General features: G+C 57.3%; 17 protein-coding genes and 1 pseudogene. 10 read left to right on the top strand and 8 right to left on the bottom strand.

All coding sequences use genetic code 11. The features are described 5' to 3' along the window. Positions 1-206 precede the first annotated feature (206 nt). A complete protein-coding gene (locus HU764_RS11865; protein WP_186702795.1) occupies positions 207-2,033 on the top strand; it encodes a glycoside hydrolase family 15 protein in 1,827 nt (608 codons plus the stop codon). Positions 2,034-2,130: 97 nt separating this feature from the next. Beyond that, a pseudogene (locus HU764_RS11860) lies at positions 2,131-2,549 on the top strand (hemerythrin domain-containing protein); the annotation flags it as partial. Positions 2,550-2,584: 35 nt separating this feature from the next. Here the strand turns inward: HU764_RS11860 and HU764_RS11855 are convergent. Further along, entirely contained in the window at positions 2,585-3,496 is a 912-nt protein-coding gene (locus tag HU764_RS11855; RefSeq protein WP_186678533.1) for a LysR family transcriptional regulator, read from the bottom strand. Between the two features lie 164 nt (positions 3,497-3,660). Beyond that, positions 3,661-4,551, bottom strand: coding sequence for a LysR substrate-binding domain-containing protein (locus HU764_RS11850; RefSeq protein WP_085272854.1), 891 nt, complete (start codon positions 4,549-4,551; stop codon positions 3,661-3,663). 150 nt (positions 4,552-4,701) lie between these two features. Between HU764_RS11850 and HU764_RS11845 the strand changes: the two genes are divergently transcribed. From HU764_RS11845 to HU764_RS28110, 8 genes are all read left to right on the top strand, one after another. Beyond that, entirely contained in the window at positions 4,702-5,559 is an 858-nt protein-coding gene (locus HU764_RS11845) for a transketolase (RefSeq protein WP_420876187.1), read from the top strand. Further along, positions 5,556-6,557 (top strand): transketolase family protein, encoded by a 1,002-nt coding sequence (locus HU764_RS11840; protein ID WP_027593269.1) that lies wholly within the window; start codon positions 5,556-5,558, stop codon positions 6,555-6,557. The genes HU764_RS11845 and HU764_RS11840 overlap by 4 nt, the downstream gene beginning before the upstream one ends. Positions 6,558-6,685: 128 nt before the next feature. Then, positions 6,686-7,987, top strand: a complete 1,302-nt coding sequence (locus HU764_RS11835; RefSeq protein ID WP_027593270.1) for an MFS transporter — start codon at positions 6,686-6,688, stop codon at positions 7,985-7,987. A 31-nt stretch (positions 7,988-8,018) separates the two neighbouring features. Beyond that, on the top strand, positions 8,019-8,417 hold the full coding sequence (locus HU764_RS11830; protein WP_186702793.1) for a glucose dehydrogenase: 399 nt from the start codon (positions 8,019-8,021) through the stop codon (positions 8,415-8,417). 11 nt (positions 8,418-8,428) lie between these two features. Next, positions 8,429-10,459, top strand: a complete 2,031-nt coding sequence (locus HU764_RS11825) for a pyrroloquinoline quinone-dependent dehydrogenase (protein WP_186702792.1) — start codon at positions 8,429-8,431, stop codon at positions 10,457-10,459. Positions 10,460-10,518: 59 nt separating this feature from the next. Next, positions 10,519-11,271, top strand: coding sequence for an SDR family NAD(P)-dependent oxidoreductase (locus HU764_RS11820; RefSeq protein ID WP_099454167.1), 753 nt, complete (start codon positions 10,519-10,521; stop codon positions 11,269-11,271). Positions 11,272-11,309: 38 nt separating this feature from the next. Continuing rightward, a complete protein-coding gene (gene grxB / locus HU764_RS11815) occupies positions 11,310-11,945 on the top strand; it encodes a glutaredoxin 2 (protein WP_099454168.1) in 636 nt (211 codons plus the stop codon). A gap of 11 nt (positions 11,946-11,956) precedes the next feature. After that, a complete protein-coding gene (locus tag HU764_RS28110) occupies positions 11,957-12,376 on the top strand; it encodes a winged helix-turn-helix domain-containing protein (protein ID WP_186702791.1) in 420 nt (139 codons plus the stop codon). 112 nt (positions 12,377-12,488) lie between these two features. Here the strand turns inward: HU764_RS28110 and HU764_RS11805 are convergent, their stop codons facing one another. From HU764_RS11805 to HU764_RS11780, 6 genes are all read right to left on the bottom strand, one after another. Further along, the gene (locus tag HU764_RS11805) at positions 12,489-13,490 is read right to left on the bottom strand and encodes an NADP-dependent oxidoreductase (protein WP_186702790.1); all 1,002 of its coding nucleotides are present in this window, start codon (positions 13,488-13,490) and stop codon (positions 12,489-12,491) included. 52 nt (positions 13,491-13,542) lie between these two features. Continuing rightward, positions 13,543-14,286, bottom strand: coding sequence for an SDR family NAD(P)-dependent oxidoreductase (locus HU764_RS11800; RefSeq protein WP_186702789.1), 744 nt, complete (start codon positions 14,284-14,286; stop codon positions 13,543-13,545). Positions 14,287-14,312: 26 nt separating this feature from the next. Then, the gene (gene acuI / locus HU764_RS11795) at positions 14,313-15,299 is read right to left on the bottom strand and encodes an acrylyl-CoA reductase (NADPH) (protein ID WP_186678513.1); all 987 of its coding nucleotides are present in this window, start codon (positions 15,297-15,299) and stop codon (positions 14,313-14,315) included. A 61-nt stretch (positions 15,300-15,360) separates the two neighbouring features. Next, the gene (locus HU764_RS11790; RefSeq protein WP_186678512.1) at positions 15,361-16,194 is read right to left on the bottom strand and encodes an alpha/beta fold hydrolase; all 834 of its coding nucleotides are present in this window, start codon (positions 16,192-16,194) and stop codon (positions 15,361-15,363) included. A 36-nt stretch (positions 16,195-16,230) separates the two neighbouring features. After that, the gene (locus HU764_RS11785) at positions 16,231-17,313 is read right to left on the bottom strand and encodes an alkene reductase (protein WP_186702788.1); all 1,083 of its coding nucleotides are present in this window, start codon (positions 17,311-17,313) and stop codon (positions 16,231-16,233) included. An 89-nt stretch (positions 17,314-17,402) separates the two neighbouring features. Continuing rightward, a complete protein-coding gene (locus HU764_RS11780) occupies positions 17,403-18,242 on the bottom strand; it encodes an alpha/beta fold hydrolase (RefSeq protein WP_099455847.1) in 840 nt (279 codons plus the stop codon). Positions 18,243-18,357: the final 115 nt, after the last annotated feature.

Raw genomic sequence — 18,357 nt, 5'->3', positions numbered from 1 at the left:
CGGCGCAAATCAGACAAGTCATGAAGCCTCCTTTTGCTCTTGTTAGTAGGAGGGGGGAAGTCAGGCGACTGGCGCCTGTGACGCTATTGAGAGTTCGATGGCCATTTGAAATTCCCTTTATGTGAATCCGTGAAAAGCGCGCGAGCTGGAAACTGAGACGAACTCTGCATTCGACGGCTATGTCCGAACAGGACAACCTACCTCGGATGCGTCGCGTGGAAATTACATCGGTCGATGGATGGCAGCACGGTGAGCCTCAGCGAGATGAAGGCGGTTGGTTATTGCTGGAGGAATACGGAGCGCTCGGCGATGGGCGCTCTGTAGCCTTGATTGGCCTGGATGGATCCATCGACTGGTGGTGTGTACCCCACATGGATTCCCCGCCTCTGTTCGACCGATTACTCGCGCCCCATTCAGGTGGGTTCTTTTCCATTACGCCTTGCGAAAACTACCGCGCAGAACGCCGTTACCTTCCAGACAGTAATGTACTGGAGACACTGTTCGTCACGCCCAATGGCCGTGCCCGACTGACCGAGTCCCTCAACAGCGGGCCAGTGGGCCGTTTGCCATGGGCCGAACTCGGCAGACGCATAGAGGGTATCGAAGGGCAAGTCGATTTCAACATCGCCATCGACTTCGGCACCCAAGCCGACACCGTCAGTCCCTACCTTGCACCGAACGACAACGGCTGCGTTTTCCATGCCGGACACATACTCGGTATGTTCATCCACGACGCCCAGTTGCGTATTGATCGCAAGGACGATATGGGCGTCAGGGCATTCGTCAGCGTTGGCCAAGGACAAAGAACCGTACTGGCTATCGTCGCGGGACGGGATGAGCCGTTGGTGCTTCCCCCGCTCGAACTCATCGACGAACGTATCGATGGCTCCCACCGTGAGTGGCAGCAATGGTCGAAAGGCCTGATCTACGACGGCCCGTTCAAATCGCTGGTTGTCCGCAATGCGCTGGCATTGAAGATTCTGCTGTCCTCACCGAGCGGCGCGATCATGGCGGCAGGCACCTCGTCGCTGCCTGAGCGGATAGGCGGGAACAAGAACTTCGATTACCGCTTCGCCTGGATCCGGGATGCCGGATATACCATCGAAGCCTTCCTCGCTATCGGCGCGCAGCCTGAGGCCAAGGCAGCCTTTACCTGGCTGTTGAATCGGCTAGGTGAACATGGCCCACGTGTATTTTATACACTCGACGGTGCCATCGGCGATTGCACCCGCCCGGTAGACCTGCCGGGTTACAAAAACTCGCCACCGGTGGTGGGCAACGACGCCCGCGACCAGCTCCAGCATGGAGTATTCGGCGATATATTCGAAACCGCCCGTTGCTTTATCGACAGCGGCAATATCCTTGACGCGACAAGCGCGACGATCCTCTCTGGGCTGGCCGATCAATGCGCCGATAGCTGGAAAAAGGCCGACGCCGGAATCTGGGAGCTGCACGAGAAACGGCATTACACCTTGTCCAAGATCAGCTGCTGGCAGGCGCTGAGTCGGGCCATAGAGTTGGCAGATGGCGGCCACCTGCCGACCACCTGCCGTGAGCGGTGGCACCGTGAGCGTCAGCGTATCCAAGCGTGGGTAGATGAACATTGTTGGAACGAGAAACGCCAAACCTACGTGTTCTATGCGGGCAGCGACCGCCTGGACGCGTCCATCGCACTCGCAGTGCGTTTCGGCTACCCCTCGGGGCCACGCTTGCATAGCACACTCGAAGCCATACAGGCGGAACTGGGGACAGGGCCCTTTCACTACCGATTCAGCCAGGCCAGTGAAGAGGAAGGTTGCTTCCTGGCCTGTACTTTCTGGCTCATCGAAGCTTGGGCACTGATAGGTCAATGCGACCGCGCTGAAGACGCCTTCCACCGTGCGGTAAACGGCCTTGATCACGGCGTCGGCATCTACTCCGAAATGGTTGATCCAGCCACCGGCCAGTTTCTTGGCAATCTGCCACAGGGCTTGACCCATCTCGCGGCACTGCGCGCCGCGCTGGCGATTGGCGGTCAAGGGCCAGAACGCTAAAACAGATCGACCCTACGCATCATCTTTGAACCCTGCCGTTGTCGGCCACTCAACTCTTAGGAAGTCAGTATTTACCCACCCGTGACGAGGTGCCTCCATGAATGCTATCGATCTGCTGATTCAAGACCATAAGGTAGTCAAGGAACTGCTGGAAGAACTCTCATCGACCACTGAGCGTGCCGTAAAAAAACGCGCGATTTGCTGCACCGCATCGAACAAGAGCTGCAAATCCACACCGCGTTGGAAGAGGACATTCTCTATCCAGCGATCAAGGAAGCCGGTGGTAAAGAGGAGGCCAAGATGTACTACGAGGCCAAAGAAGAACACCGGACAGTGGACTCACTGGTACTCCCTGACCTGCTCCATACCGAAACAGGAACGCTCGAATTCGCCGGTCGGGTGAAGGTGATGAAGGAACTGCTTGAGCATCACATCGAGGAAGAGGAAGGCGAGCTCTTCCCCACCGCGAAGAAGCTTCTCGGTAAAGCTCAATTGGAGGAACTAGGACAAGCCATGGTTTCACGGGTTGATCCATCGTCAGCCGCGATGGATCAGCTCCGTGTTTGCCAAGCCGGCGCACGCAGCAGCAAATGGTCGAGCAAGCGACGCGCAGACAGGCTCAAGGCATGGCGGTCGCGCATGCAAATGACGAACTCGCCAAGCGCCCAGTCATCGGTCAGCGGGATCACTCTCAGGTCGAACAGCTGCGCATAGCGCACCACCGCCTCCTGCGGGAACACTGCGAGGCCCAGGCCGAACTGCACCAGACGATAGGCCGCGTCAAAGGACGACACGTACGAGCGAAAACGCAATTCCTTGCCCGCCGCCTCAGCGCTGTTGCGCATGAAGGTATTGAGCGTGGCGAATGCAGACAAACCCAGATGCTCGTAATCCAGCGTCTCTTCGAACGCGATACTGCCCCGCCCGGCCAGCGGGTGATCGGCGCCAACTACCACGGCCAGATGATCCTGCCGGTACGGCACGAACTCCAGGTCGCCAACGGCCATCGACTTGCGGCAGATGCCCAGGTCTGCATTGCCCTCCGCTACCCCGCGCACCACATCCGGACTGAAGCGTTCTTCGATATCCGCCTGAATCAACGGATTGTCGAGCATGAAGTCCGATAATTCCTCGGGAAGGAACTCCATGATCGACGAGACATTGGCTAGCACACGCACATGCCCGCGTGCGCCGTCCGCGTATTCACTCAGTTCGCTTTGCAGAGATTCGATGGCGCGGGTCAGTCCTCGTGCATGGCGCAAAAGTGCGACACCCGCCGGGGTAGGTTCGACGCCACGCTTACTGCGTTTGAGCAGAGTAATACCAAAGCGCGCCTCAATGTCCGAGATTCTCTTGCTGACAGCGGAGGGCGCCATGTATGCACGCTCGCTGGCTCGGGCGATAGTGCCTTCTTCGCAAATGATTACGAACAGGTGCAACGATAAGTGATCGAGGTGCTGCATCACATTTCCCACTACTAGAGACGACGAGCATAGCTGCCGCAGCAGCCGAGCCAGGGTGCTTGCATTTCCTTCATCGCCTTAGCTTGACTCCGCCGGCGGGGATTTCCAAGAAGCCAGTGCACACCGTCTGATTCTCCAGCGTCAACGCCTTGGGCTTCGGCAGCTCAAATTGCTTGAGCCGATAGTGCTTTGAACATCCACTGCTTAAACTGAGAAACTGCATGGGGCTGCCTAGGTCGGCGGGGATGCACTAGGTAGTGACCAACGTACCGAACGCTATTGCTGACATGGCGAAGCGGACTGACCAAGCGACCGCTCGCCAATTCCTGCTCGGCTAACAAATCAGATTCAAGTACTACGCCCAGACCTCCTGCAGCAGCAGCTATGCCCATAGAGCTCCGGTCAAACGCCAAGCCGTAGTTACTCGGTGGCTGCATTCCATTCGCTGCAAACCAGCCTCTCCACTGGACGGACTGACCGTCGCTTTGGATTAGGAACTGAGAATATAAATCCTGAGGGGTGCGCAGATGCTTGGCTACCTCCGGGCTGCACAGCGGTGTTAACTCCTCGATGCGCAGCGGCGTCTTCTCATGAGGCGACGGTCTGGGCTCACCGTAGACGATGTCCAGGTCGAAATCATCGTTATCGAACAGCGCATAGTCTGTGCTCGCTGAAATACGCAGATCAATTCCTGGGTGGTCTTCTAGGAAACTCGCTAACCGCGGCACCAACCACTGGCTGGCGAAGGTGGGCGCCGTGTGCAGACGTAGAGGTACCGCAGGCTCGTTGGTCGCGATCGCAAGGCCTCGACTCATTTCTTCAAACCCGCGCTGAACGTGATCCAGCAGCATGGCGCCTTCTAGCGTCAGGGATGTGTGGCGCGTGTTCCGCGTGAAGAGGGTAAGTCCTGCGGCCGCTTCCAGTTTGCGAATCGCATGGCTGACCGCGCTCGGGGAAAGATCGAGCTCCTTTGCTGCCTCGACAAAAGAGCAGGTACGACCCGCTGCTTCAAAAACTCTGAGGGCAGGGAGAGGCACCCGTTTCAAAAGCTTCATAGATGAATCCAGTTCATTAGTTGACGAATTTAAACCTTTTGTCGAGCCACTATTTTTACATGAATATCAGGGCATTACCCAATACGGTTGCTGACTGATGAATAGATTGCGTCAGTAAACCCGGATCGCTGGTCACCAATGGAGAACAATATGACCGAGATTCACCACCCGCTTTTGGCCAGGATGTCGGAACACGCGTGGCGTATTCGGCGTTTTGCCTTGCGCATGGGAGAGGTTCAAGGCCAGGGCTATGTGGGCCAGGCGCTGGGCTGGGCCGACGTGCTTGCTGTCGCCTACTGCCACGCCATGAATATTCGTGCTGATGACCCGGAATGGGAAGGTCGTGACCGCTTCCTACTGTCACACGGGCATTACGCCATTGCTCTATACGCCGCCCTCTTGGAAGCAGGGGTTCTTCCAGAAGCAGAGCTAGAAACCTACGGCTCCGACGACAGCCGACTGCCGATGTCCGGGATGGCGACCTATACGCCCGGCATGGAGATCTCGGGTGGTTCACTCGGTCAAGGCTTAGCGATCGCGGTAGGCCAAGCTCTTGCTCTGCGCATGAAGGGCAACGATGCCTTCGTCTACAACTCGATGTCCGACGGAGAACTGGATGAGGGGGCGGTGTGGGAAGCAGCTATGTCGGCATCGCATCATCAGTTGGGCAACCTGATCAACTTGGTAGACATCAACCGCCAGCAGGCTGATGGCCCCTCCCATGACATCCTCCAGTTCGAACCCCTGGCCGATAAATGGGCAGCGTTTGGCTGGCATGTACAGCGTGTAGACGGCAACGACCTGCAAACCGTGATCGAGGCGTTCGACATTGCTCGCGGTTTTACGGGGGACAAACCTCGCGTGATCCTGTTCGACACGCTAATGGGTAAGGGTGTGCCTTTCCTGGAGCAGCGGGACAAGAACCACTTCATCAGGGTCGAGCCCGAGGAGTGGCAGCAAGCACTTACAGACCTCGACGAGATCTATGCGACCCGGAGCCCACAATGAACGCCGCCTCCTCTACAAAGCCGAAACTCACCACTTCGTCCATGATCGCCTCTATCGCAAGCGAGGGTCAGCGCACCACGTCAGCACCGTTCGGCCACGCCTTGATAAAGGCAGGCCAAAAGAACCCACGCATTGTCGGCATGACTGCAGATTTGGCCAAGTACACTGACTTGCACATTTTCGCCCAGCGCTATCCAGAGCGTTTCCTGCAGATGGGCATGGCTGAGCAGTTGCTCATGGCTGCTGCCGGCGGCATGGCCAAGGAAGGCTTCGTGCCTTTCGCCACCACCTACGCGGTATTCGCCACCCGACGCGCTTATGACTTCATTCATCAAGTGATCGCTGAGGAAAACCTGAACGTCAAAATCTGCGCAGCGCTGCCGGGCTTGACGACTGGGTACGGCCCGAGCCATCAGGCTACAGAAGATCTGGCGATGATGCGCGCGATTCCGCAGATGATGGTTATCGATCCTTGCGATGCATTGGAAACCGAGCAGTGCGTGGCCGCGATCGCCGAGCACGACGGCCCTGTCTATATGCGCCTGCCTCGTGGGCGGGTACCGCTGATTCTCGACGAGTACGATTACCGATTCGAACTCGGTAAAGCCCAGCTCCTACGAGATGGCAACGATGTGCTGGTCATTTCCTCCGGCCTTATGACGATGCGTGCTCTGGAAGTCGCAGACGAACTGGCCAAGCACAAAGTGGACACCGCCGTTTTGCACGTTCCGACAATTAAGCCGCTCGATGTCCAGACCATCCTGGAGCAATGCCGGCGCGAAGGCCGTCTGGTGGTCATTGCGGAAAACCACACTCAAATCGGCGGCCTGGGTGAGGCCATCGCCATGGCGTTGTTGCAGGCCCGCGTACAGCCTGAAGTACGTCACGTTGCGCTGCCCGATCAGTTCCTGGATGCAGGCGCACTGCCGACATTGCACGACCGCTACGGCATCTCCAAAGACGTCATGGTCGCCAACATTCAGCGCTGGCTAGGCTGACCATTCTCTGACCATACGGTGGTACCCGCTCACGTTGAACGCCCTTCTGCCTGGGCTCGTTGAGCGGGCTCGTGCCGTACAGCCCGATACTCCTCTGGATCGTCCCAATAAGTACAAAGGTGATGGCGATGCAAAAAGGCACCAGTCTCCTGAAGAAAAAACGTGTATGGATCTATGCGTTTCTCTTCACCCTGACCTTGATCAACTACGTCGACCGGGTCTCGCTCTCAGTCGCATCCAAAGTCCTCAAGGAAGAATTCGATATCTCGCCAGTTGCGATGGGATACCTCTTCTCATCGTTCGTGTGGCTCTATTTCCTCGCTCTCATCCCCATGGGCTATCTGGTGGGCCGCTTCGGCCCCAAGAAGGTTAATGGTTATGGGATCGGTGTTTGGTCGGTTGCAACGGCCTGCACTGCATTGTCGACTGGTTTCATCTCTTTGCTCAGTTGCAGGCTGATCATGGGCATGGGAGAAGCTACCACCTACCCCGCCGGTGCCCGGGTCATTCGCGAATGGATGCCGCTTAAAGAGCGCGGTATGGCCACTGCGGTCTTCCACAGCGGCAGCCTGGTTGGCCCGGCCATTGGTGCCATTGGTTTCGGCTGGCTGATCAGTACATTCGGCTGGCGCATCGCATTTGTCGTGGCCGGTGCATTGGGCTTCGTCTGGCTGGCTGCCTGGTTGAAGTGGTACAGCCATCCCGCTAAAGCGCCGTGGCTGGGGGATGCCGAACGCGCAGAAATTGCCGCTGGCAGCGTCTCTTCCAGTGCAGACCCTGCCCGGACTGTTTCCCTTGGTCTGAAAGGCCTCGCTCGCTCTAGCAGCATGTGGGCCATCGCCTTGTCCCATGGATGTGCGGTCTATGCCACCTACTTCTTCCTGACCTGGTTGCCAAGCTATCTGCAAGCCGAGAAAGGTCTGACGGTGATGTCGAGCGGTATCTACACCGCGATTCCGTATCTGGGCGCTGCAATTCTTGCCATCGTCATTGGTCGCTGGAGTGACAAAGTGATGCGCCCAGGGGCCGCAGAATCGGGACAGAGGCGCATGGTCGTTGCCAGCGTCTTGCTGGCGTCTTCGGTCATCTTCCTGGTTCCTGCAATCGACAATACCTGGGCAATTCTTTTCGTAATCACGCTTTCGCTAGCCACTTGTGCCTCAGCGATTTCCCTGAACCTCTCGCTGGTCAACGATCTGGTGCGCTCGGAAGACGATGTCGGCACTGCAGCTGGCTTTATCACTGCAGTCGGCAATCTGTTCGGTCTCCTCGCTCCGATCGTGACTGGCTACGTGGTGGCCGGCTCTGGCAGCTTCGCCTTGGCCTTCGTCGTCGTCGGCGCATTACTTGTGATCGGCTCAGTCCTCTCGATGTTCTGCACACGTCGGCCCATCGGCTTTACAGCCTCCGGCAAACAGGCCGTGGCCTGAATCAATAGCAAATGAAGGAAGTAGTGGCGTCATGAATCAACGTAGTAATGAATCCCGCAGCAACGGCCGGGCCTCGGCTGGTCACAGCGGGAAATGGCGGCTGGCGACCGTCGTGTTAGCCCTGGCGCTGGGGGCATTTGGCATGGCCCTTTTTGGCGGAGGCGTATGGCTGATGGCTTTGGGCGGTAGCTGGTATTACGCCCTCACCGGGGCGGGATGCGTAGTAACCGCTGTTCTGCTGTGCAGGCAACGATTAGCAGCTGTGTACCTGTTCGCCGTGATCTGGGGCCTGACACTGGTCTGGGCTTTATGGGAAGTCGGACTCAACTGGTGGGGGCTTGTACCACGTCTCGTGGCAATCACCGTCATCCTGTTGTTGATCCTTGCCGTGTCGCCGTCATTGCGTCGCGCCCCCCGCTCTGCTGCGTAAAGAGGTTTGTAATGTTCCTAACAGTCAAATGCAGAAGCGCGCTGGCGCTCGCCATTTCTTGCGTGCTTCAGATGCAGTTCGCTCAAGCTCAGCAGATGCCTCAGGTAGGCAGCGATTGGCCATTCTATGGCGGCGATCACAACGCTCAGCGCTTCAGCCCACTCAAGCAGATTACCCCGGAAAACGTCGGGCGCCTGGAGCGCGCATTTGTGTATCACACACGGGACTTGCCGAATCCTGGCAGTCGGTACTCGCCTGAAACAACCCCGGTCAAGGTCGGCAACGACCTGCTGATGTGCTCTGCTAAAAACATCCTTATTTCAATCAATGCTGCAACCGGCAAGGAAAACTGGCGTCACGACCCTGGAGTTCCTGATCAGGCCATTCCTCACGCAGCAGCATGCCGCGGCGTAGCGGTGTATACCGCGCCAGAGATCCCTGAGTCCGCACAATGCCGCAGCCGTGTGGTAGAAGCGACACTGGATGCGAGGCTGGTAGCTGTAGATCTGCGCACGGGCGAGCCTTGCAAGGACTTCGGGCAAAACGGCACCGTAGATCTTTGGGAAGGTCTGGGCAAAAAAGTCCCCGGCTGGTATGCGGTTACAGCGCCACCTACCATCGTCAATGGCGTGGTGGTCACGGGAGCACAAATCCGCGACGGTCAGGACGAGGATGCACCTTCTGGGGTGATTCGCGGCTACGACGCGATCACCGGGAAAATGGCCTGGGCTTGGGATCTGGGTAACGCTGAAAACGTTCATGGCCCAGCCGAAGGCAGCACCTACACCCGTGGCACCCCGAATATGTGGACGGCTGCAGTGGGCGATGAGCAGCTTGGCTACGTCTACCTGCCGATCAGCAACTCCTCAATTGATTACTTCGGCTCCAACCGTAGCGAGGAAGAAAACAAGTATTCGACCTCACTGGTGGCCGTCGACGTGAAGACGGGCAAGGACGTATGGCACTTCCAGACCATCCGCCATGATGTGTGGGATTATGATCTGGGCAGTCAGCCAACCCTTCTTGATTTCCCTGATAAGGACGGAAAACCAGTGGCTGCAGTGCTGCTGCCGACGAAGCAGGGTGACATCTACATCCTGGATCGCGCAACTGGCGAGCCTCTGGTTCCGATTGGTGAAGTCAAGGCACCAAAAGGCGGCTCCGTTGAACCCCAATTCCTGGCTAATACTCAACCTACCTCCGAGTGGCACACTCTACGCAAGGCGCCGAAAACCGAAGCGGACATGTGGGGCTTCTCACCACTCGATCAGTTGATGTGCCGCATCCAGTTCCGCCAGGCCAACTACGAAGGCTACCTGACGCCGCCATCGGTGGATCGTCCCTGGATTCAATACCCAGGCTACAACGGTGGCTCCGATTGGGGTTCGGTCGCGATCGACCCAGTTCGACGACTGCTAATCGCCAATTACAACGACATTCCTAACCTCAACCAGCTCATACCGCGTGAACAGGCAGACAAGATGGGGCTCAAACCTATCTATGCGCCAAAGGTTGATGAGACCTCGCTGAACAAGGCTGGCAGCAAATCGGGCAAGGGCGAAGGTGGAGCATCGACCTATCCGCAGGTCAACGCGCCTTACGCGATCAGTGTGAATGCGGGATGGCGTAACTGGGGCACCGGCGTACCGTGCTCGGCACCACCGTATGGCGGAATTCGTGCAATCAGCCTGGATACCGGCAAGACCGTGTGGGACGAGCCGCTGGGTACCGCGCGTCGCAACGGGCCTTTCGGCATCCCGTCGCATCTGCCACTGAATATCGGCTTGCCGAACAATGGCGGAACGGTGGTCACCGCAGGTGGACTCACCTTCGTCGGCGCGGCGACTGACAACTTGTTCCGAGCCATCGACACGGCTACCGGTGAGGTGCTGTGGGAAGACGCATTGACGGCGGGCGCCCAAGCCAACCCGATCTCGTACGAGGTTGATGGCGAGCAGTATGTGCTCGTCTCAGCGTCTGGCCACGCCTTCATGGAAACCGGCACCAGCGACGAAATCATCGCATACAAGCTGCGTAAGTAATGCCTTGACGGGGCCCACTTGGGCCCCGTCTTGACACTGATTCACAGAGGAGTTTGATCATGGATTTGGGCTTGCAAGGTAAACGCGTACTGGTTAGCGGAGCTTCCAGGGGTATCGGGCGGGCAATTGCCAAGTTGTTTCTCGATGAGGGCGCCAAGGTGGCATTCTGTGCTCGGGGTACCGCAGGCGTCCAAACGACGCAACAAGCACTCGGTCATGACGCCATCGGTACCGCCGTTGATGTCACCCAGCCCGACCAGGTGCAGGCGTGGGTCACGGATGCAGCGCAGCGTCTTGGAGGAATCGATATCGTCGTGCCGAACGTGAGCGCTCTGGCTGGCGGAGATGACTTGCAGACATGGCGGCGAGCCTTCGACACCGATTTACTGGGAAGTGCGACGATGGTCAAAGCCGCCTTGCCCGCCCTGCGTGAATCGCAAGCCGCATCGGTTGTCCTAATTTCCAGCGTATCGGGCCGCGAAGTCGATATGTTCGCCGAGCCATACGGCGTATTGAAAGCAGCCTTGCTGCACTACGGTAAAACGCTTTCTGCACGCCATGCGCGCGAAGGTATTCGGGTGAACTCTGTCTCCCCAGGAAACGTATATTTTCCTGAGGGCGTATGGGGTGACATAGAGCGCGACCAGCCCGAGACCTTCGCGAAATGCCTAGCTGAAAACCCGTTGGGCCGCATGGCTACACCCGATGAAGTAGCCAAAGCAGTCGTATTCCTGGCCAGCCCTGCTGCAAGCTTTACCACCGGCACAAACTTGCTCGTGGATGGCGGACTGACACGCTCAGTACAGTTCTGAGCATCCAGGCCCAACGGTAGTAATCCGGTTAAATTTGAATGATGAAACTCTATTTTTACGAACATTGCCCGTTCTGCACGCGTGCTAGGATGATCGTTGGACTCAAGAGTCTCCCGGTGATGCTTCAGGTCATCATGGAGAGCGATGCCGAAACGCCCCTGCGCCTGATTGGAAAAAAGGCTGTGCCGATCCTGCAGAAGGAAGACGGCAGCCATATTGGGGAAAGCCTAGATATCGTGCGATATCTCGATGGCATCGGCCCGACAGTACTGGTGGCGCCGCAAGACCCAACCTTGGACGCTTGGATCAAAGAAGCCTGGCCCACGGCACTCAAGCTATTCATACCACGCTTCGTCCAGGCAGACTTCGCAGAAATCAACACGCCAATGGCAAGAGAGGCGTACCGGCTGCGGGAGGAACAAGCCTTCGGGGATCTGGAGGCTTTGCGTGGAGCCACATCCAAGCTGGTGGCGGAACTGCAACCTCTGATCAACGACCTTGTTCCGCTGGTAAAGGACAGAACAACAATCGGCATCAACGATGTGACGCTTTGGCCCGTATTGCGATCGCTCTCCATCGTTCGAACCGTTGAATTCCCAGATCAAGTGCGCGATTACATGCATCGATTGAGTGAGGCATGTGGCGTTCCCCTGCTCTTCAACCAAGCTGCTTGACCAACAGATAGATGGCTATTTTAGAGCCCAGCGTAAGCTCCCAGAAAGGCGTGGGAGGCAATTCCTACCTAGGACATCTTGAAGATCAGCAAGCTTTCACGCCCCCCGTACGTGAGCTCATCGTGGATGCAAGCACGCGGACTGTCAGATTCGAAGATCTTCACTTTCCGCTCAAGGCCACGTCTTGCCGCCTTTTGACATTGCTTCTTCGCCATCAAGGAAACGTCGTGAGCCGAACGACGATCTATGAGGAAATTTGGGGATACCAGTTCAATCCCGGTACCAAGATCATAGAAGTACAAATTTGTTATCTGAGAAAAGTGCTTAAGGCCCTACAAGCGCCGTTCGAAATCAGGACACTACGCGGTAGAGGGTTAACCATTCGGGGGGTTGAGTCATCTTCGTCACTACGGACTGAGAGGGGCTTCTGAGCCAATCTACTGGGTACGTGAATCTCTGAAGAATGAGATGCCGAGCCTCGGATGACGAGACTAGCGACTAGCCGACAAAGGGGAGCTTTCGCTCCCCTTTGCGCCCAGGTGATCACCTCACCTTCACCACTACCTTACCTTTGGCTCTGCCTTCCGCGACGTATGCCAGAGCATCACGCGTCGAATCCAATGGGAAGGTGCGATCCACTACAGGCTTGATAATCCCAGCCTCAACCAGCTTGGCCAGATCAGCCAGTTGCGCACCACTCTCCCTCATGAACAGAAACTTGTAGCTGACGCCCTTCTGCTCAGATTTTTTCCTGATCCCACGGCTGATCAAACGCACGACCTGCTTGAACAACCAGGAAAGGCGAAGCTGCTCAGCAAACTCAGGGGTAGGTGGGCCAGAGATGGAAATCAACTGACCACCTGGCTTCAGTACCTGGAGGGATTTTTCGAGAACATCACCGCCCAGCCCACTGAGCACGACATCGTAATCACTCAACTGCGATTCGAAATGCTGGGTCTTGTAATCGATCACCACATCGGCACCCAGCGCCTTAACCCACGGCACATTGACGGTACTCGTGGTTGTTGCGACGAATGCTCCCAGGTGCTTGGCGACTTGGATGGCGATGCTACCGACGCCACCGGAACCGGCATGAATCAGAACCCTTTGCCCTGGTTGAACCTTGGCCATTTCCGCCAAAGCCTGCCAGGCTGTGAGGCCCACCAATGGCAGCGAAGCCGCCTCCTCCATGCTCAGATTGGTAGGCTTGGGCGAGACTGCCGCTTCGTTGACGGCCACGAATTCCGCAAAGCCGCCCATACGCGCCTGGCCGACACGTGCGTACACCTCGTCGCCCACCTGGAAGCGGCTGACTTTCCCACCGATCCGTTTCACGATGCCAGCGACATCGTTACCCAAGATCAGGGGCATCTGGAAAGGCAGAATCCGCTTGAACTCGCCCTTGCGGATTTTGATATCAAGAACGTTCACGCTTGCAGCGTGGGTCTCAACCAGAACATCGAAATCACCCACCTTTGGCTCTGGCACTTCAGTGATATCACCAACGACGTCTTTGCCGTAGCGATCAATCAGAAACGCTTTCATATCTTCAAAATTCCAAAACGTAGATGTGCCGGAAGTGCAGGTGATCAGGCGATCACCAACTTTCTTTGAACGGCCTAAGGTCGAGTTCTTGAGTCCAGGCGGATCGTGGCTGCCGATGCAACGTCCAGTAGTTCTCAGCAATTGCCTCGTAACCCAACAGCCCCTCTTCCCCGATGCTCTCAACCCTGGCCGGGGCGGCATTTCGCAGACGATCACCCAGGATCCCGCCATCGATCACGACATGAGCCACATGAATACCTTTAGGCCCATACTCGCGTGCCATGCTCTGAGAGATCATCCGCAAACCAGCCTTGGCGGCGGCAAAGTGGGCAAATCCAGGCTTGCCCCTTAAGCTTCCGGAAGCACCAGTAAAAATCACGGTGCCTCGACCCAGAGGAACCAGCCGCCTGGCTGCTTCTCTGCCAACGAGGAAGCCGGAATAGCAGCCTACTCGCCAAAAGTCCTCGAACTGGCTGGCTGTGAGCTGAGTGAAATCGATCAGGGCGTTATTGCCCGCGTTGAAGACCACGACGTCGGCAGGGGCTCGGCCCGCGCCTGGAGACATCGCAAGATCAAACGCTGCGATGACTTGCTCTTCGACGGTGACATCAGTCTGCAACGCTTCGGCGCTCCCGATGCCGGAACTCCCAATGTCTGCAACGACTTCCTCGATCTTTTCCAAGGTTCGGCCTGCGACAATGACGTGATACCCCTCTTGGGCAAAACGCTTACAGACCGCTCCCCCAACACCTCGGGTAGTGCCAACACCGAACACGATTGCAGTAGGCTGACTCATTTATCCGACTCCTCGAAGTGATGGCCTCACTCGTTCACGTTGACCACAGTACGCCCACGCACTTTCCCTTCGAAAAGCTCGCGAACAACACGCGGCACATCTGCCAAACCAACGGTTTGGACGGTCTGACCCAGCTTGTCCAAATCGAGGTCGCGTGCCAGGCGAGACCACGCTTCAAGACGGACTTCACGCGGTGCATTCACCGAGTCGATGCCGGCGAGCGTGACGTTACGCAGAATGAAGGGCAGCACCGAGCCAGGAAGATCAGCGCCTTGAGCCAAGCCGAAGGCGGCTACAACACCGCGATATTTCGTTTGGGCCAGTACGTTGGCCAGGGTGTGGCTGCCCACGGAATCAATCGCACCAGCCCAACGCTCAGCCCCGATTGGGCGACCCGCTTCAGAGAGCGTATGACGGTCGATGACCTCAGCGGCACCAAGTGACTTGAGGTAGTCCGACTCGCTGAGACGACCTGTTGAGGCGACCACTCGATAGCCGAGCTTCGACAGCAGCGCGATAGCGATAGAGCCAGCACCACCGTTGGCCCCGGTCACCAAGATGTCGCCACGCTCAGGAGTCAGTCCGCCGTGCTCGAGTGCCAGCACGCTCAGCATCGCGGTGTAGCCAGCGGTTCCGATGGCCATGGCGTCTTTGGTGGTGAATTCGTCCGGGATTTTGACCAGCCACTCGCCCTTCACACGAGCCTTTTGAGCAAAGCCTCCGTGGTGGCTCTGGCTAAGCTCCCAGCCATTAGCGAGCACACGGTCTCCAACCTTGAATTCCGGGTTGCTCGACTCGATGACGGTGCCGGCGAAGTCGATCCCAGGGATCAGGGGGTAGCTGCGCACCACACCACCACGACCGGTGAGAGCCATCGCGTCTTTGTAGTTCACCGTGGAGAACTCCACAGCAACGGTGACGTCCCCTGGCATGAGATCCCCTTCAGAGAAATCCACCACGTTCGATGAGACCGTTTCACCCTCTTTCGTGAGAAGCAGCGCTTTAAATGTCATGAGTGACTCCTTCAGCAAGAAAAGCGGGCAGCCCCGCTTTTCTTCAGATGCAAGTAAATGGTCAGTCAGCAAGGAATGCGAGCGCTTTCGCAGAGAAGTCAGCGTGGTTCTGGAAAATCCCGCCGTGGCCTGCGTCCTCGTAAATAACCAGGGTAGAGCCGGGAATGCGCTCTGCCATATCGCTGCTCAGTTCGGACGGCACCATGATGTCCTGGTCGCCGTTGGCGATAAGCACTGGAATATTCAAGCTAGCCAAGTCCTGCGGCGCTTGCTGGCCCCAAGCCTGAATGGCTTGAAGTTGACGACCGAATACTTCCTGGGTGACAGGAACATCGCGGTCGATCTGGCGCTCAAGCATGGCCTTCAAAAAAGCGTTGGCAGCCTGCTGGCTCGTCTCACTCGAAGTGAAGAAGAGATAGGTCTTCGGATCGATCCCTTCGGACGTCGCCCTCTCAATCAGCGGCATGGACACTACGGCGACCTGGTCAATGTCCTTACCCCCTGCAGGGCCAGTGCCGGTCAGAATCAGTTTGCGCACCAGGCCGGGTTGGGTGATCGCGATCTCCTGAGCAACGAAGCCACCCAACGAGAAGCCGAAGAGGTCGACCTTGTCGAAGCCCAGCGCCTTGATAAACGCCACGGAATCGCGGGCCATTTCTGCGACGGTGAGCGGCGCAACACCACCAGACAAACCAATGCCGCGATAGTCCGTAGCGATTACATGGTGATGCTTGGCCAGCTCGTCGACGATGCGTGGATCGAAGTTGTCGAGAACGGCTCCCCAATGATTCAGGAGGATGAGGGGAACGCCACCTTTGCGCCCGAGCTCACGGTAAGCGAAGGGAACACCATCGATTTCGAGGGTCTGGTTGGGTGCGGCGATGTACTGGGTCATATTAATGATCTCGAATTGAAGATGGACGCGCTGGGCTTAAGCGTTTTCCAGTGCGGGATAATCGATGTAGCCCGCTGCACCGCCACCGTAGAGGGTCGAGGGGTCGAAACTGGCCAACGCAGCACCGGAGTTCAGTCGCTCGACCAAGTCAGGGTTTGCGATGAAGGGCCGGCCAATCGCAAACAGATCTGCTTGCCCTGCCGCCAATTGAGAGGAAGCGAGCTCCACGTCGTAGCCGTTGTTGACGATCACGGTATTGGTGAAGCGCCTGCGCAGGCCGGCGTAATCAAACGGAGCAATATCACGTGAGCCACCCGGCACACCTTCAATAACGTGGAGGTACACCAGGCCAAGCTCATTGAGCTTGTCGATCAAGTAGTCGTACTGCTTTTGAGCATTGGTGCTGGAAACATCATTGAACGGGGAGACAGGCGAAATGCGGATGCCCGTGCGCTCGGCGCCAATTTCTGATGCCACCGCCTGGGCAATTTCCAGAACGAGCCGTGCCCGGTTGGCTACCGAACCACCATAAGCGTCGGTACGTTTGTTCGCGCTGTCCTTCAGGAATTGATCCAGCAGGTAGCCGTTGGCTGCATGGATCTCGACCCCATCGAAGCCGGCCTTGATGGCGTTAGCTGCAGACTGTCGGAAGTCTTCGACAATGTCTGGGAGTTCTTCGATACGAAGCGCACGAGGCTCGGAGACATCCACAAGTTCGTTATTCACGGAGACCTTGGCAGCAGCTCGGATTGCAGAAGGTGCTACAGGCGGTTGACCGTCCTGGTAAACGACGTGCGATACCCGGCCAACGTGCCAGATCTGAAGGAAGATACGACCACCCTCAGCATGGACGGCATCGGTCACTTCGCGCCAAGCGCTCACCTGTTGTTGGGTGAAGATGCCGGGCGTGTTCTGGTAGCCCTGAGCTTGCTTTGAAACTTGGGTAGCTTCAGTGATCAACAACCCTGCAGAAGCGCGCTGGCTGTAGTAGGTAGCGGCGAACTGGCTCGGCAGCAGGCCCTCCTCCGCTCGGTTGCGCGTCAGCGGCGCCATCACGATACGGTTGGAAAGGGTGATTGCCCCAAGGGTGTAGGGCTCAAATACGGATTTCTCAGCCATTCTCAACATTCCGATACTACGAATTAGGTTTCAAACACACCGCTATTGAAGACGCTTACGCGCCCCCAGCAGCCCAGGTGGGGGTGGCCTTACTCTTCCAAGAATTGGAGAGCGTGTTTCAGGAAGCGCTCGGGATACTGGAAGTGAGCGGCGTGACCGGAGTCCGGGTAGATCAGCAGCTGGGCATTCGGGATGTTCTGCACCAGGCTCCACGAATTGATCGAAGGGATCATGACGTCGTCTACGCCATTAACTACCAAGGTGGGCTGCTTGAGCTCGTTGAGGTAAGAGAAGCGGTTCTCGCCCTGTGCCGACTGGACATAGGCTGCAAAAGCAGCGCCCTGTGCCATGGCGACATCAATCGAGCTTGGGGTGTCTTGATCGGCGCGCTGGTTGCGGCGCTCCCAGAACGCCAGGCCCGCCTTCTTGGCTGCTTCCGAACGACCGAAGAAGAGGAACAGGAAGTTTTCGATGGTCGGAACGGGGTTCGAAGCGGCCTCTCTCACCCCCTCCGCCATGGTTGGATCACCACCGCGCAGTCCGGTGCCGAGCAGCAAAAGCTTGCGTACCAACTCGGGGTGACGAAGCGCCACCTCCTGAACTTGCAGACCACCGATGGAGAAGCCAAGCAGGTCGACTTGGGTCAGCCCCAGTGCCTTGATGGCCGCTGCAATGTCATCCGCCATTTGCTCAATGGTCGTGGCCGGTGTTCCCGACGACGACGCTACACCCCTACCGTTCAGCAGGATCACTTCACGACCCGCAGCCAGACCATCAGTGATGATCGGATCCCAGTGATCGAGCCCACCACGGAAGTGGGCAATGAAGACCAGGGGAACACCTGAAGTATTACCCCAGCGACGGTAGGTGAAGGTGTCGCCGCCTACTTCTACTGTGCGGGTCGGAACGGTGAGATGGGTATAGCTCATGACATTTTGCTCTCTCAGTGGAAGACATAGCCTAATGATGATGATCGTCATCAATCCAGTCAACAACTTTGATTATGAACGTCATCAATGTATGATATTGGTTGGCTTGATAGCG

This window comes from Pseudomonas kermanshahensis, assembly GCF_014269205.2.
Classification (GTDB): domain Bacteria; phylum Pseudomonadota; class Gammaproteobacteria; order Pseudomonadales; family Pseudomonadaceae; genus Aquipseudomonas; species Aquipseudomonas kermanshahensis.
This window is presented reverse-complemented; position numbering and strand designations above follow the sequence as displayed.